Here is a 13927-nt window from a genome sequence, read left to right as displayed (position 1 = left end):
GGGGCCGCACCTTCCGTACGGAGGGTGCGGCCCGGCGTCGTCGTCGGTAGGTCAGGACGGCGGGAGGTCCCAGGCGCGCGCGCCGCCCACCAGGGCGGCCGAGTTGGGCACGATGACGACGTCGTCGCCCAGCCTGGCCAGCGCCGACGGCGTGATGCAGCGGGCGTTGCCGCCGCCGATGTAGAGCCGGTCCCAGTGGAAGACGGGCCGCAGCCCGTCGACGACGGTGACCACGCGCCGCGACCACAGCCCGTCCCCGAGCCGGCGCCGCTCGGGCTCGCCGATGTACTGGTCGTACGTGAGGCTGCGGCGCACCGGGGCGTGCGACCACTCCAGGTGCGGCGCGATGCGCCCGCCGTGGAACATCGCCGTGCCCAGCCCCGTACCGAGCGTGACCACCAGCTCCAGGCCCGACGCCGCGACGACGCCCGCGCCGTGCACCTCCGCGTCGTTCAGGACGAGGGCGGGTAGCCCGAGCCGCGCGGCCACCGCCGCCTGCATGTCGAAGCTGCTCCACGCGTCCTGGAGCGCGGGGACCACCCGGGACCGGGGTCCCGACCGGGTGATGTAGTGCGGCGTGTGCACCACGACGCCGCTGCGGATCATGCCCGGCATGCCGACCGTGACCCGGGCCGCGGCGGGCAGGTCGGTGGCGATCTTGGCGATCGTGTCGACGAGCAGCTCCGGCGGCAGCGGGTAGGGGGTCGGCACCCGGACGGGCGTCGCGTGGGCCGTGCCCGACGTGTCGAGGACGGCCGCCTTGATGCCGCCGCCGCCGCAGTCGACCGCGAGCGTGAGGGTGTCTGCCATGACGTCACTGTACGAACCCTCGCGGGGTCATCGGGGAAGATGGCTGACGTGAACGACTTCATCCGGGTCCGTCTCGACCTCGCCTACGACGGCACCGACTTCGCGGGCTGGGCCCGTCAGCCGGGCCTGCGCACCGTCGAGGGGACCCTCCAGGACGGCCTCGCCCAGGTGCTGCGGACCGAGCCGCGCGGCTTCCCGGTGCCCCGGCTCACGGTCGCCGGGCGCACCGACTCCGGCGTCCACGCCCGGGGGCAGGTGGCGCACGTCGACATCGACCAGGAGGCCTGGGCCGCGCTGCCGGGCCGGTCCGACCGCTCGCCCGGGGCGTCGCTCGTGACCCGGCTGGGGGGCGTGCTCCCCGGCGACCTGGTCGTGCGGCGGGCCGCGCCCGCGCCCGCGGGCTTCGACGCGCGCTTCTCCGCGCTGCGCCGCCGCTACACCTACCGGATCGCCGACGACGTCGCGCTGCGCGACCCGCTGCGCCGCAGCCACGTGCTGTGGTCCCGCAAGGCGCTGGACGCCGACGCCATGGACGCCGCCGTCCGCCCGCTGACCGGGGTGCGCGACTTCGCCGCGTACTGCAAGCCGCGACCCGGGGCGACGACCATCCGGGAGCTGCAGCGCATGGCCTGGGAGCGGCCCGCCGACGGCCCCGACGCCGGCCTCGTGGTCGCGCGCGTCGTGGCCGACGCGTTCTGCCACAACATGGTGCGCGCCCTGGTCGGGGCCTCGATCGCGGTGGGGGAGGGGCGCCGTCCGGTGAGCTGGCCGGCCGATCTGCTGGCCAGCCGGCGGCGGGATGCCGGCGCCTTCGTGGTGCCGCCCGAGGGGCTGTGCCTGGAGGAGATCACGTTCCCGGCGGACGCCGAGCTCGCGGCGCGGGCCGAGGCGGTCAGGGCGAAGCGGATGGACGAGGACGTCTGGGACGACCTGCCGGCGCCGAAGTAGAACAGAACCGAAGTAGAACAGAACCGCTGGTCGAGCCTGCCGGGACCACACCAGGGTCTCGACGAGCTCGACCAGCGGACGTGCGCGCCGGAGCCTACGGCTCTTCGACCCAGTGGACAGCGGCCTCCTCGGCGCTCGCCCCCGCGCCGTCGATGCCCGCGTCGGTGCCGTACAGGTCGTTCTGGCGGTTGCCGTCCTCGGCCGCGTAGCTCCCGGGGTCGGCGTCGGGGTCGGAGACGAGCCGGCCCGCGCGTGACGTGTCGGCGCGGTCGAGCGGGTCGTCCTGCCAGACGTCCGGCTCCTCCTCGCTGAGGCGCTGGTCCATGGACTCGCCCTGCCGCTCCTCCCACGAGGTCTCGCCCCAGTGGTTCGAGCGCGGGCGGTCCGGCGGGGAGTAACCCTCGTCGAGGAAGTCCTTGGGACCACGGCTGTACAGGGTGTCCTCGGTCGGGAGCTGGTCGGTGTCGCCCTCGGCGATACCGTCCGGTCCAGGCATGGTGGCTGGGGTTTCCTCGGTCATGGTCCTACCGTGACACCAGTTCGGCGCGGACGCCAGAGTGCCGGGGCCGGAGTGCCGACGTGGCGAACCTCATGAACGGGAACCGCTCCAGGGGGCGCCTACGCTTTGACCCCTGGGGAAACTGGCAGGTACCCTAATGAGTCGTTGTGCTTTGTCACGACGTCCTGCGTCAGCACCGAGCCCACTCGAGTGCGGACGAACGGCCCGGACGTCGAACTGACCCCCGCGCACAACGACCTGACTCTTCGGGCGCCGCTTCTCGCCCGACGACACCGCAAACGAAAAGGTTACGAACCGTGCGTACGTACACCCCCAAGCCCGGCGACGTCCAGCGCGACTGGTACGTCATCGACGCGACCGACGTCGTCCTGGGCCGCCTGGCAAGCCAGGTCGCCAGACTGCTGCGCGGGAAGCACAAGCCGACCTTCGCTCCGCACGTCGACGGTGGTGACTTCGTCATCATCATCAACGCCGACAAGGTCGCGCTGAGCGGCAACAAGCGCGAGACCAAGCTGGCTTACCGCCACTCGGGTTACCCGGGCGGTCTCACGGCCACCCCGTACGGCGAGCTCCTGGACACCAAGCCGGAGCGCGCCATCGAGAAGGCCGTGCGCGGCATGATCCCCAAGACCTCGCTCGGTCGGACGCAGATGACCCACCTGAAGGTCTACGCAGGCTCTGAGCACCCGCACACGGCGCAGCAGGCCAAGCCGTTCGAGATCACCCAGGTTTCGCAGCAGGCCTGAGGCCGCTGCCGGATCGTAACGCGAAGGACGCGAGGACATCACCGTGGCCGAGACCACCGTCGAATTCGAGCAGGGCGCCGAGGCGCCCAGCAACTACACCACCGAGACTTCCGCGCCTGCGACGCGCGGTTCGTCCATCACCGCCCCGGGCCAGGCCCTCGGGCGCCGCAAGGAGGCCGTGGCGCGCGTGCGCCTCGTCCCCGGCACCGGCACCTGGAAGATCAACGGCCGCACCCTCGAGGACTACTTCCCGAACAAGGTGCACCAGCAGCTGGTCAACTCGCCGCTGAACCTGGTCGAGGTCGAGGGTCGCTTCGACGTCATCGCCCGCATCACGGGTGGCGGCACGTCGGGTCAGGCCGGCGCGCTGCGCCTGGGCATCGCCCGTGCGCTGAACGCCATCGACGAGGACGCGAACCGCGCCGAGCTCAAGAAGGCCGGCTTCCTCACGCGTGACGACCGCAAGGTCGAGCGCAAGAAGGCCGGTCTCAAGAAGGCCCGCAAGGCTCCGCAGTACTCCAAGCGCTGATCAGAGCGCTTGGCCGGGTGGCCCCGCCGGACAGTGTCGAACTGTTCAGCGGGGCCACCTGCATTTGCAGGGGCAGACAGCGGAACCGGCACCCGCCGGCGCCCACTACGGTGGGATCGGGAACGAGCTGAGGAGAACGTGCATGGGCAGGCTGTTCGGCACCGACGGAGTTCGGGGCCTCGCCAACAAGGACATCACCGCGGAGCTGGCGCTGGAGCTGGGCGCCGCGGCTGCCCGGGTCCTGACCGCGCAGGGTGAGCTGCTGGGCCCGCGACCGCGGGCCGTCGTCGGGCGGGACACGCGGGCGTCCGGGGAGTTCCTGGCCGGGGCGGTCGCCGCGGGACTGGCGTCCGCGGGCGTGGACGTGGTGATGCTGAACGTGCTGCCGACGCCGGCGCTGGCGTACCTGGTGACGGAGCTGGAGGCCGACCTCGGTGTCATGGTCTCCGCCTCGCACAACCCGATGCCCGACAACGGCATCAAGTTCTTCGCCCGGGGCGGGCTCAAGCTCGACGACGCCGTCGAGGACGCCATCCAGGCGACCCTCGGGGACGACTGGGAGCGCCCCACGGGCGCCGACGTCGGCCGCATCCGTACGGACGGCCAGGCGGCCGCCGAGCGCTACGTGCGGCACCTGACGGACAGCGTCGGCACCACCCCGGACCACCGGCCGCTCGAGGGGCTGCGCATCGCGCTGGACTGCGCGAACGGCGCGGCGAGCGAGGTCGGCCCGGAGGCGCTGCGCGCCGCGGGCGCGGACGTCGTGGTGATGAACGCCAGCCCCGACGGCCGGAACATCAACGAGAAGTGCGGCTCGACGCACCCGGAGCAGCTGCAGGCCGTCGTCGTGGCCTCGGAGGCGGACTTCGGCGTCGCGTTCGACGGCGACGCCGACCGCTGCCTCGCCGTCGACCACACCGGCAAGATCGTGGACGGCGACCAGATCCTCGGCATCCTGGCCACCGCGCTCAAGGAGGATGGCCGCCTGCCGGGCGACACCCTCGTCGTGACGGTGATGAGCAACCTCGGCCTGATCCTGGCGATGCGGGAGCGGGGCATCACGACGGTGCAGACCGCCGTCGGCGACCGGTACGTGCTGGAGGAGATGCGCGCCAAGGGCTACGGCCTGGGCGGTGAGCAGTCCGGCCACATCATCCTGGCCGACCACGCCACCACCGGCGACGGCGTGCTCTCGGCGTTGCACCTCGCCGCGCGGGTCAAGGCCTCGGGCAAGCGCCTGGGTGATCTTGCGGGTGAGATCGAGCGCCTGCCGCAGACGCTCGTCAACGTCCGCGGCGTGGACAAGTCGCGCGCCGGTACGGACGAGGGCGTGCAGTCCGCGGTGGCCGACGCGACCGCACGGCTCGGCGACACCGGCCGGGTGCTCCTGCGGCAGTCGGGCACGGAGCCGCTGGTCCGCGTCATGGTCGAGGCCCCGGCGCAGGACGAGGCGGACAAGGTGGCCGAGGACCTCGCCGCCGTCGTGCGGGAGCGGCTCGCGCTCTGACGTGAACGGCCCGTGAAACCTTGGGAAGCGGGGTTGTACCAGGGGGTCCCCTGATGCGTTTCAGGGGGCCCCCTTGCGTACTCTGGAAGTAGGCACTATGAGGTGCCCTTCTCCGCCCCCCGGGTAGTGCCCGGCCGAGACTCCCCGAGGTCCCGTGCTCGAACTCATCTCCACCGTCCTGAGCGCCACCGAGGCCTGGATCCTCGCGATGGCGGCCTCGCCGTGGATCTACCCGGCCATGTTCGCCTTCGCGACGATCGACGGGTTCTTCCCGCCGCTGCCGAGCGAGTCGGTGGTCATCACGCTGACCGTGTCGGCGCACAGCACCGGCACGCCCTGGATGTGGCTCGTGCTGATCGCGGCGGCGGCCGGCGCCTGGCTGGGGGACCAGATCGCCTACCAGATCGGCAAGATGATCGGCACGGACCGCGTTCCGTTCCTGCGCTCGGCCCGGGGGCGCCGGGCCGTGGACTGGGCGGAGCGGGCGCTGACCCGCCGCGGCGCGTCCTTCATCCTGGCGGCGCGCTACGTGCCGATCGGCCGCGTGGCCGTGAACATGACGGCGGGCGCCGTCGGCTACCCGCGGCGCCGGTTCATGTTCATCGCCGCGATCGCGGCGGTCATGTGGGCCCTGTACTCCGCCGGCATCGGCCTGGTCGCGGCCCAGTGGCTCGGGCACGAGCCGCTGCTGGCGATCGTGATCGGCGTCGTCCTGGGCGTCGCGATGGGCTTCATCGTCGACAAGGTCGTGGGCTGGTTCTCCCACCGGCACCTCGACGAGGACGCGGACGGCGTCGCCGGCCCGGACGGCGAGAAGGTCGCCGTCCCGGCGGGCGCCACCGAGATGGTCCGCGAGTACGTCCACCGGGTCGACGACGCGGACCGGTCCGCGAACGAACGCTGAGCCGCTAGAGCTTGCGGAGCCGGACCCGCTGCACCGCGTGGTCCGAGCCCTTGGTGAGCACGAGGGTGGCGCGGCCGCGCGTCGGCAGGATGTTCTTCTCCAGGTTCGGCGCGTTGATCGACTCCCAGATCGACAGGGCCTTGTCCGTGGCCTCCTGGTCGGACAGCGACGCGTATCGCTTGAAGTAGGAGTCCGGCTTGGTGAACGCCGTGCGGCGCAGCTCAAGGAACCGTTCCACGTACCACTGCCGGATGTTCCGGGTGCGGGCGTCCACGTAGATCGAGAAGTCGAAGAAGTCGCTCACCGCGACGGTCGACTCGTCGACGGACGACGGACGGGCGGGCTGCAGCACGTTGAGCCCCTCGACGATGAGCACGTCGGGCTTACGGACCACGACCTCCTCGCCCGGCACGATGTCGTAGATCGTGTGCGAGTACACGGGCGCGCGGACCTCGTCCTGGCCCGCCTTGATGCGGGACAGGAACCGGATCAGGGCCCGGCGGTCGTACGACTCCGGGAAGCCCTTGCGCTCCATCAGGCCGCGCCGTTCGAGCTCCGCGTTCGGGTACAGGAACCCGTCGGTCGTGATGAGCTCGACGCGCGGCGTCTCGGGCCAGCGGGCGAGCATCTCGCGCAGCACGCGCGCCGTCGTCGACTTGCCGACGGCCACCGAGCCGGCCACGCCGATCACGTAGGGGGTGCGGGGCGGGTCCTCGTGCAGAAACGTCGAGGTCGCGTCGTGCAGGCCGCCGGTGGCCTGCACGTAGAGGTTGAGCAGTCGCGACAGAGGGCGGTAGATCGCGTCGACCTCGGCGAGGTCGATCGGGTCACCGAGTCCGCGCAGGCGCTCGACGTCGTCGTCGGTCAGCGGCAGCGGGGTGGACGCCGACAGACGGCTCCAGGCCGCCCTGTCGAGATCCACGTAGGGCGAGGACGGGGCAAGGGCGAGCAGGTGCTCCCCGAGGTCCGTCGACGGGAACTGTGAAACCACCTGCAGCATTGTGCCCCACCCGCGGCACGGATCGGCGTCGTCCGAGGCCGGAGGCGGTCCGGGAGGTGATCCCCGGGGTGAGACACGGGCGCTGTGAGCCCAGTCATGGGGGCGCACCCGAACGCTCGTTAGACTCGCCCGCATGTGTGGGATCGTCGGTTACACCGGAACTGCTGCGTCTATCGCGGACGGCATCGCCTCAGGCGCCGCCTCGCCGTCGGGCACGCCCCTCGACGTGGCCATCGAGGGGCTGCGCCGCCTCGAGTACCGCGGCTACGACTCGGCGGGCGTGGCGCTCGTCGCGCCCGGCCTGGACGGGATCGCGTGGGCCAAGAAGTCGGGCAAGCTCGCCAACCTGATCGAGGTGCTCGACCACGACCCGCTCCCGGAGGCGACCGCGGCCATCGGGCACACCCGCTGGGCCACGCACGGCGGCCCCACCGACGCGAACGCCCACCCGCACCTGGCCGACGGCGACCGGCTCGCCGTCATCCACAACGGCATCGTCGAGAACTTCGCCCAGCTGAAGAACGAGCTGCTGGCCGACGGCGTGGTGTTCCGCTCCGAGACCGACACCGAGGTGGCCGCGCATCTCGTGGCCAAGGCGTACCGCGAGACGGGCGACCTGACCGCCGCCATGACCGTCGCCGCCGGCCGCCTGGAGGGCACCTTCACGCTGCTCGCCGTGCACGCCGACGCCCCCGAGACCGTCGTGGGCGCCCGGCACGACTCCCCGCTGGTGGTGGGGCTCGGTGAGGGCGAGAACTTCCTGGGCTCCGACGTCGCCGCGTTCATCGCGCACACCAAGGAGGCCCTGGAGCTGGGCCAGGACCAGGTCGTGACCATCACGCCCACGTCGGTGTCGGTGACCGACTTCGACGGCAAGCCCGCCGAGGCCAAGCGCTACACCGTGGACTGGGACGCCGCGGCCGCCGAGAAGGGCGGCTTCGACTCCTTCATGGACAAGGAGATCCACGACCAGCCGCAGGCCGTGGCCGACACGCTGCTCGGCCGGACCGACGCCGCGGGCGCGCTCGTGCTGGACGACCTGCGCATCGACGAGTCGATCCTGCGCGCCGTGAACAAGATCATCGTCATCGCGTGCGGTACCGCCGCCTACTCCGGGCACGTGGCGAAGTACGCGATCGAGCACTGGTGCCGCATCCCCGTCGAGGTCGAGCTGGCGCACGAGTTCCGCTACCGCGACCCGATCGTCGACGAGCGCACCCTCGTGGTCGCCGTGACGCAGTCCGGCGAGACCATGGACACCCTGATGGCCGTGCGGCACGCGCGCGAGCAGGGCGCCAAGGTGATCTCGATCGTGAACACCCACGGCTCCACGATCCCGCGCGAGTCCGACGCAGTGCTCTACACGCACGCCGGCCCCGAGATCGCCGTCGCCTCCACCAAGGCGTTCCTGGCGCAGATCACGGCCGCCTACGTGCTGGGCCTGTACCTCGCCCAGCTGCGCGGCAACAAGTTCCCCGACGAGATCGCCACGCTGCTCGACGAGCTGCGGGCCATGCCGCGCAAGATCCAGACCGTCATCGAGCGCGGCGAGTACGTGCGCGCGACGGCCCGGTCCATGGAGCAGTCCGACAAGGTGCTGTTCCTGGGGCGGCACGTCGGCTTCCCGGTGGCCCTGGAGGGCGCGCTCAAGCTCAAGGAGCTCGCGTACATCCACGCCGAGGGCTTCGCCGCCGGCGAGCTCAAGCACGGCCCGATCGCCCTGATCGACGACGGGCAGCCCGTGTTCGTGGTGGTGCCCTCGCCGCGCGGGCGCGACTCCCTGCACTCGAAGGTCATCTCCAACATCCAGGAGATCCGGGCACGCGGCGCCCGCACCCTCGTGATCGCGGAGGACGGCGACGACGAGGTGCGCAAGTACGCCGACGAGATCTTCTGGATCCCGCAGGCGCCCACGCTGCTCCAGCCGCTGCTGGCCGTGGTGCCGCTGCAGATCTTCGCGATGGCGCTCGCCACCGCCAAGGGCCTGGACGTGGATCAGCCGCGCAACCTCGCCAAGTCGGTCACGGTCGAGTAAGGACGCCGGCCCGGCTGTGGCACGCTCGTCGGCGTGGAACTTCAGAAGCTCTCCGACGAGGTCGAGATCATCAGCCGGGCCTACGCCCGCATCCATGGGCTGGAACGCACCGACGACTGGCTCCTGCTCAAGCTCCACGAGGAGATCGGGGAGCTCACCCAGGCGTTCCTCAACCTGTCCGGCCGCTCGCGCGACCGGGGCCTGACCGACGACGAGGTGCGGGACGCGTTCCGCGGCGAGGTAGCGGACGCGATGGGGCAGCTGCTGCTCGTGGCCCGGCGGTTCGACGTGGACCTCGCCGAGGAGCTGGACCGCAAGTGGTTCCGCTGGCAGCACCTGGTCCGGCCGGAGGACACGGAGGGGATCCGCGACGCCGGTTCCGGTGTCGGGGGTAGCGGTGCCGGTGGTACCGACGACCGCGGTCCCGATGTCGGTGGTCCCGTCTAGGGTCTGATCCGGACGGGCCGCCGTGGCCCTCAGGAGAGGAGTGCCCGTGGCGTACGTGGAGGTCGACGGGGTCCAGGTGCACTACGTCGAGCACGGGCCGCCGTCCGGCGGCGGGGTGCGCACGGCGGTGCTGGTCCACGGGTTCCCGGTGGACCACCGGATCATGACCGGCGCGTTCGAGCCGGTCTTCGCCGGGCGCGAGGGCTGGCGCCGCGTCTACGTGGACCTGCCGGGCATGGGCCGCACGACGGCGCCCGCCGTGGCGAGCACCGACGACGTCTTCCGGGTCCTGCGCGGGGCCGTCGAGGCGCTGGTGCCAGAGGGGCCGTACGTAGTCGTCGGGCAGTCGTTCGGCGGGTACATGGCGCGCGGGCTGGCGGCCGCCGACCCGGACCGTGTCGCGGGCCTGGCCGCCGTCGTGCCCCTGATCGAGCCGCGGCACGAGCTGCGGGAGCTTCCCGAGCGTCAGGTGCTGGTCCGGGACCCGGCGCTCGCCGCCCGGGTCGGGGCCGACGCGCTCGACGCCGAGGAGGTGCTCGTGGTGCAGACCGAGGACACCTGGTCGCGGTCCCGCCAGGAGGTGGACCCGGGGCTGGCCGCGGCCGACCCGGTGGTGGTGGCGCGGATCGAGGCGAGCTACGCGGGGACGTTCCCCGTGGAACCGAAGCAGTTCGAGAAGCCTGTCCTCATCGTCGCCGGGCGTCAGGACTCCATGACGGGCTACCGCGACGCGTGGGACGTCGTCGAGAGCTACCCGCGCGCGACCTTCGCCGTGCTCGACCGTGCGGGGCACGCCCTGAACATCGAGCAGCGCGGGCTGTTCGAGGCCCTGGCGGGGGAGTGGCTGGACCGGGTCGAGGAGGCGACGCCGGCCTGAGCCGGGGCACCCTGAGCGACGGCGATCAGTTCGACACCGCGACGAACACCAGCAGCGTGACGATCACGGCTATCACCACGCCGAAGACGGCGACCATGATCACGGGGAAGGGGAGCTTGTCGTCGTCCTCCGGCATGGCAACCTCCTACGCGCGAAAGGTGGCGCCCTGCCGGTACGGAGCAGGTGCCACCTTTACCTCTGCATTACGAGGGTATGGTGCCTCAAAACGGGCATCCCTCGCAAGACCCCGGTGTGAAGCGGCTGACCTGCGGTTTTGCCCGCCCGGAGCGCTCCGGGGCCGGGGCGCGGCCTGCGCGGGATCTAGGCTGTGCCCATGATCATCGGCACGGGCATCGACGTCGTCGACGTGGACCGGTTCATGGAGACCCTCGACCGCACGCCCCGGCTGCGGGAGAAGCTGTTCACCGAGGCCGAGCGGGAGCTGCCGGCGGCGTCCCTGGCCGCCCGGTTCGCCGCGAAGGAGGCCATCGCCAAGTCGCTCGGCGCCCCGGGCAACCTGCGGTGGCACGACGTCACCGTGCACCGCACGGTGGGCGGCCCGCCCCGGATCGACGCGAGCGGCACCGTCGCCGCCCGCGCCGCCGAGCTCGGGGTACGCACGTGGCACATCACGATCTCGCACGACGCCGGGATCGCCTCCGCGATGGTGATCGCGGAGGGCTGATCCGGCGACGGGGCTACTGGAGCTCGGGGATGACCTGCTTCTCGAAGAGCTCCAGGCCGCTGGTGTCGTAGGCCGCCTCCTGGAAGTACGTGATCGCGTACTCCAGGCCGCGCGAGCCCATGCCCTGCAGCCGCTCGACGATCTGCTCCGGCGTGCCGACCAGGAGCCCGTTGCGCCAGTTCGTGATCTCCCGGTCCGCCTTGCCGGGCACCGACTTGCGCAGGTGCGCCTCGATCCAGTCCAGCCGCTGGGCGACCTCGGCGTCGTTCTCGCCGATCACCACGTTGTAGTTCGTGGACCGCGTGATCTCGCCGAAGTCCCGGCCCACGTCCTTGCAGTGCGCCTCGAGCACGCCCGACTTGTGGGTGAAGCCCTCGGGCGAACCGTCGAAGTTGGTGTACTGCGCGTGCTGCGCGGCGATGCGCAGCGTCTTCTGCTCGCCGCCGCCCGCGATCCACAGGGGGATGGACGGGACCTCGGCGCCGCCGTCGCCCACCGGGAGCTGCTGCAGGGGCTGCGGGTAGCAGAGCGCGCCGTCGACCTGGTAGCGCTTGCCCTCGAACGTGCCCGAGGACCCCGTGCGCCACATGCTCGACATGATCTGCACGCCCTCGTCGAGCGCGCGCAGGCGCTCGCCCGCGGTCGGGAAGCCGTAGCCGTAGGCCCGCCACTCGTGCTCGTACCACCCCGCCCCGATGCCCATCTCGATGCGGCCGCCGGAGATCGTGTCGATCGTCGAGGCGACCTTGGCCAGGTAGGTCGGCTCCCGGTAGGCCATGCAGGTGCACATCTGACCCAGGCGAATGCGCTGGGTCGCCGCCGCGAACGCGGCCATCAGGGACCACGCCTCGTGCGTGGCCTCGGTCGAGGGCTCGGGCGTGGTGTGGAAGTGGTCGTACACCCAGGCCGACTCCCAGGCGAACTCGCCGCCGGGGACGGCCTCGCCCGCGGCCTGGTTCTCGGCGCGGTGGACGAGGGAGAGCATGGTGGCCCACTGGTCGGCGGGCGCGACGTCGACCAGGTCGAAGCGCCAGCCCTGCGGGATGAAGAGTCCGAATCGCATGGCCCGACCCTATGCCGACGTGGTTCGCCCAGGGGAGGGGTGGTCGAAATTGTCGGGTTTCGGTACCTCCGGTGCTGGTCGAGGCGGCAGGATGGGGCTGTGAAAGACGCGTGGAGTTCCGACGAGGTACGAAAGGCCGAGGAGCCGCTGATCGCCGCCGGCGTGCCGCTCATGGCCAGGGCCGCGTACGCGCTGGCCCAGACGGTCCTCCGGGAGGTGGCGGCCCGTCCTGCCGGTAGTCGTACGACCCGGCCGGCCGGCCGTCCTGCCGCCCGCCCGGGCGGCGTCCGCCTGCGGGGGAGCCTCGGCTCCGACGGCCTGCCCGGCACGGCCCGGGTGCGCCCCGCCCGCTCGGCCGAGACCCGCGGCGACGTGCGCGGCGCGCGCGCCCTGCTCCTCGTCGGCCCCGGCAACAACGGCGGCGACACCCTGTACGCCGGCGCGCACCTGGCCAGGCGGGGGATGTCGGTCACCGCGGTCCTCGCGTCGGCCCGCGCCCACGAGGACGGCCTCGCGACGTTCGAGGCCGCCGGCGGGCACGTGCAGACCCTCGCCGACGTCCGGGTCCCGACCGTGGTGCAGTGGGCCCGCGCGTCCGACGTCGTGCTGGACGGCCTGGTCGGCGTCGGCGCCCGCGGCGCCCTGCGGCCGCCCGCCGGCGGCCTGGTCCGCGCCCTCGTCGAGGCCCGCGAGGCGGCCGGCCGCCGCTGGCCGTACACGGTCGCCGTGGACATCCCCAGCGGCATCGGCGTGGACGACGGCGCGGTGCCCGGCCCGGTGCTGCCCGCGGACCGCACGGTGACGTTCGGCGCGCTCAAGGCCGGGCTGCTGCTGCCCCCGGCCGCCCAGCTCGCCGGCGCGGTCGAGCTGGTCGACATCGGCTTCCCCGACGTCTCGGTCACCGACCACTGGGCCAACGCGGCGCAGCGCGTGACCCTGGGCCGGCACGCGATGGTCGGCACCGACACCGGCTCCGGCCGCGTGCGGCGCATGGAACCGGCCGACGTCGCCGACCTCTGGCCCGCGCCCACGGCGCGCGACCACAAGTACACGCGCGGCGTGGTCGGGGTGATCGCGGGCACGAGCACCTACCCGGGCGCGGCCGTGCTGGCGACGTCCGGCGCCGTGCGCGCCGGGGCCGGCATGGTGCGCTACCTCGGCCCCGAGGACGTCGGCGCCCGCGTGCTGCTCGCCCGGCCCGAGGTGGTCGTGGCGGGCGGCCGCGTCCAGGCGTGGGTGCTGGGCCCCGGCGTCCCCGCCTTCGACCCGGAGGAGGGGCCCGACGACGACGGCCAGGCGCGCCGGGTCTTCGGGGCGCTCGCGGCGGTGACCGGCGTGCTGTCCGAGGACGTGACCGGCGGCCGGATGCCCGCCGTGATCGACGCGGGCGCGCTCACGATGCTGGAGCACCGGCTCCCGGCCTGGGCGGTGTTGACGCCGCACGCCGGCGAGCTGGCGGAGCTGCTGCACGGCCTCGGCCACGAGGCCGACCGCGCGGCGGTCGAGGCGCGGCCGCTGCACTGGGCCCGCACCGCGCACCAGGCGACCGGCGCGACGGTGCTGCTCAAGGGCGCGGTCACGGTCGTGGCCGGCCCCGGCGGCGCCTACGCGCAGGCGGACGCCCCGCCGTGGACGGCGACCGCGGGCGCGGGCGACGTCCTGGCCGGCATCCTCGGCACGCTCCTGGCCGGCCGCTCCGCCGACGTGGTCGCGGACGAGACCCTCGCGGCCCGTCTGGCCGCGGCCGCCGTGCTCGTGCACGGCCGGGCCGCTGCGCGCGCGTCGGCGGGCGGGCCGGTCGCCGCGCTGGAGATCGCCCGGGCCGTGCCCGCGGTGATCGCCGAGCTCCTGGGCTG

General features: G+C 72.8%; 14 protein-coding genes. 10 read left to right on the top strand and 4 right to left on the bottom strand.

Annotated elements, in window-relative coordinates; genetic code table 11:
• Positions 1-51: 51 nt before the first annotated feature.
• Positions 52-810, bottom strand: coding sequence for an ROK family protein (locus ACFU5G_RS24310; protein WP_377220019.1), 759 nt, complete (start codon positions 808-810; stop codon positions 52-54).
• 39 nt (positions 811-849) lie between these two features.
• Between ACFU5G_RS24310 and ACFU5G_RS24305 the strand changes: the two genes are divergently transcribed.
• Complete coding sequence (locus ACFU5G_RS24305) at positions 850-1758, top strand: tRNA pseudouridine synthase A (RefSeq protein ID WP_377250576.1); 909 nt, start codon at positions 850-852, stop codon at positions 1756-1758.
• 94 nt (positions 1759-1852) lie between these two features.
• Here ACFU5G_RS24305 and ACFU5G_RS24300 read toward each other — a convergent pair whose 3' ends face one another.
• On the bottom strand, positions 1853-2278 hold the full coding sequence (locus ACFU5G_RS24300) for a DUF5709 domain-containing protein (protein ID WP_377231666.1): 426 nt from the start codon (positions 2276-2278) through the stop codon (positions 1853-1855).
• A 296-nt stretch (positions 2279-2574) separates the two neighbouring features.
• Here ACFU5G_RS24300 and rplM point away from each other — a divergent pair, with 296 nt between their 5' ends.
• The 4 genes from rplM to ACFU5G_RS24280 all read left to right on the top strand — a co-directional run bounded on the left by rplM (position 2575) and on the right by ACFU5G_RS24280 (position 5964).
• Positions 2575-3024, top strand: coding sequence for a 50S ribosomal protein L13 (rplM, locus tag ACFU5G_RS24295; RefSeq protein ID WP_377231667.1), 450 nt, complete (start codon positions 2575-2577; stop codon positions 3022-3024).
• A 43-nt stretch (positions 3025-3067) separates the two neighbouring features.
• Complete coding sequence (gene rpsI / locus ACFU5G_RS24290; RefSeq protein ID WP_020016146.1) at positions 3068-3553, top strand: 30S ribosomal protein S9; 486 nt, start codon at positions 3068-3070, stop codon at positions 3551-3553.
• Positions 3554-3695: 142 nt separating this feature from the next.
• The gene (gene glmM, locus ACFU5G_RS24285; protein ID WP_377250574.1) at positions 3696-5060 is read left to right on the top strand and encodes a phosphoglucosamine mutase; all 1365 of its coding nucleotides are present in this window, start codon (positions 3696-3698) and stop codon (positions 5058-5060) included.
• 154 nt (positions 5061-5214) lie between these two features.
• Positions 5215-5964 (top strand): DedA family protein, encoded by a 750-nt coding sequence (locus ACFU5G_RS24280; protein ID WP_377250572.1) that lies wholly within the window; start codon positions 5215-5217, stop codon positions 5962-5964.
• A gap of 4 nt (positions 5965-5968) precedes the next feature.
• On the opposite strand, the gene coaA is transcribed toward ACFU5G_RS24280, so the two are convergent.
• The gene (coaA, locus tag ACFU5G_RS24275) at positions 5969-6964 is read right to left on the bottom strand and encodes a type I pantothenate kinase (RefSeq protein WP_377250570.1); all 996 of its coding nucleotides are present in this window, start codon (positions 6962-6964) and stop codon (positions 5969-5971) included.
• Positions 6965-7097: 133 nt separating this feature from the next.
• Here coaA and glmS point away from each other — a divergent pair, with 133 nt between their 5' ends.
• The 4 genes from glmS to ACFU5G_RS24255 all read left to right on the top strand — a co-directional run bounded on the left by glmS (position 7098) and on the right by ACFU5G_RS24255 (position 11008).
• Complete coding sequence (glmS, locus tag ACFU5G_RS24270; RefSeq protein WP_377250567.1) at positions 7098-8999, top strand: glutamine--fructose-6-phosphate transaminase (isomerizing); 1902 nt, start codon at positions 7098-7100, stop codon at positions 8997-8999.
• A 33-nt stretch (positions 9000-9032) separates the two neighbouring features.
• Entirely contained in the window at positions 9033-9446 is a 414-nt protein-coding gene (locus tag ACFU5G_RS24265) for a pyrophosphatase (protein ID WP_377250565.1), read from the top strand.
• Between the two features lie 46 nt (positions 9447-9492).
• The gene (locus tag ACFU5G_RS24260; protein ID WP_377250563.1) at positions 9493-10323 is read left to right on the top strand and encodes an alpha/beta fold hydrolase; all 831 of its coding nucleotides are present in this window, start codon (positions 9493-9495) and stop codon (positions 10321-10323) included.
• A 334-nt stretch (positions 10324-10657) separates the two neighbouring features.
• Positions 10658-11008 carry a holo-ACP synthase gene (locus tag ACFU5G_RS24255; RefSeq protein ID WP_020016154.1) on the top strand — a complete coding sequence of 117 codons (351 nt, stop codon included), beginning with the start codon at positions 10658-10660 and terminating at the stop codon, positions 11006-11008.
• A gap of 13 nt (positions 11009-11021) precedes the next feature.
• Here the strand turns inward: ACFU5G_RS24255 and ACFU5G_RS24250 are convergent, their stop codons facing one another.
• A complete protein-coding gene (locus ACFU5G_RS24250) occupies positions 11022-12071 on the bottom strand; it encodes a TIGR03560 family F420-dependent LLM class oxidoreductase (protein WP_377250561.1) in 1050 nt (349 codons plus the stop codon).
• A 99-nt stretch (positions 12072-12170) separates the two neighbouring features.
• Here ACFU5G_RS24250 and ACFU5G_RS24245 point away from each other — a divergent pair.
• Positions 12171-13927, top strand: a 1757-nt coding sequence (locus tag ACFU5G_RS24245) for a bifunctional ADP-dependent NAD(P)H-hydrate dehydratase/NAD(P)H-hydrate epimerase (RefSeq protein WP_377250559.1), incomplete at its 3' end; no start/stop codon positions are given.

This window comes from Promicromonospora sp. NPDC057488, assembly GCF_042802395.1.
In the GTDB taxonomy this organism is placed as follows: Bacteria; Actinomycetota; Actinomycetes; order Actinomycetales; family Cellulomonadaceae; genus Promicromonospora.
Note: the sequence above shows the minus strand (reverse complement) of the source record. Positions and strands in the feature narration are given on the sequence as shown.

Excerpts from the sequence above, each read along its gene's own strand:
- ACFU5G_RS24305 (WP_377250576.1), top strand. The coding sequence starts at position 850 with ATGGCTGACGTGAACGACTTCATCCGGGTCCGTCTCGACCTCGCCTAC.
- glmM (WP_377250574.1), top strand. The coding sequence starts at position 3,696 with ATGGGCAGGCTGTTCGGCACCGACGGAGTTCGGGGCCTCGCCAACAAG.
- coaA (WP_377250570.1), bottom strand. The coding sequence starts at position 6,964 with ATGCTGCAGGTGGTTTCACAGTTCCCGTCGACGGACCTCGGGGAGCAC.
- glmS (WP_377250567.1), top strand. The coding sequence starts at position 7,098 with ATGTGTGGGATCGTCGGTTACACCGGAACTGCTGCGTCTATCGCGGAC.
- ACFU5G_RS24300 (WP_377231666.1), bottom strand. The coding sequence starts at position 2,278 with ATGACCGAGGAAACCCCAGCCACCATGCCTGGACCGGACGGTATCGCC.
- ACFU5G_RS24310 (WP_377220019.1), bottom strand. The coding sequence starts at position 810 with ATGGCAGACACCCTCACGCTCGCGGTCGACTGCGGCGGCGGCGGCATC.
- ACFU5G_RS24255 (WP_020016154.1), top strand. The coding sequence starts at position 10,658 with ATGATCATCGGCACGGGCATCGACGTCGTCGACGTGGACCGGTTCATG.
- ACFU5G_RS24250 (WP_377250561.1), bottom strand. The coding sequence starts at position 12,071 with ATGCGATTCGGACTCTTCATCCCGCAGGGCTGGCGCTTCGACCTGGTC.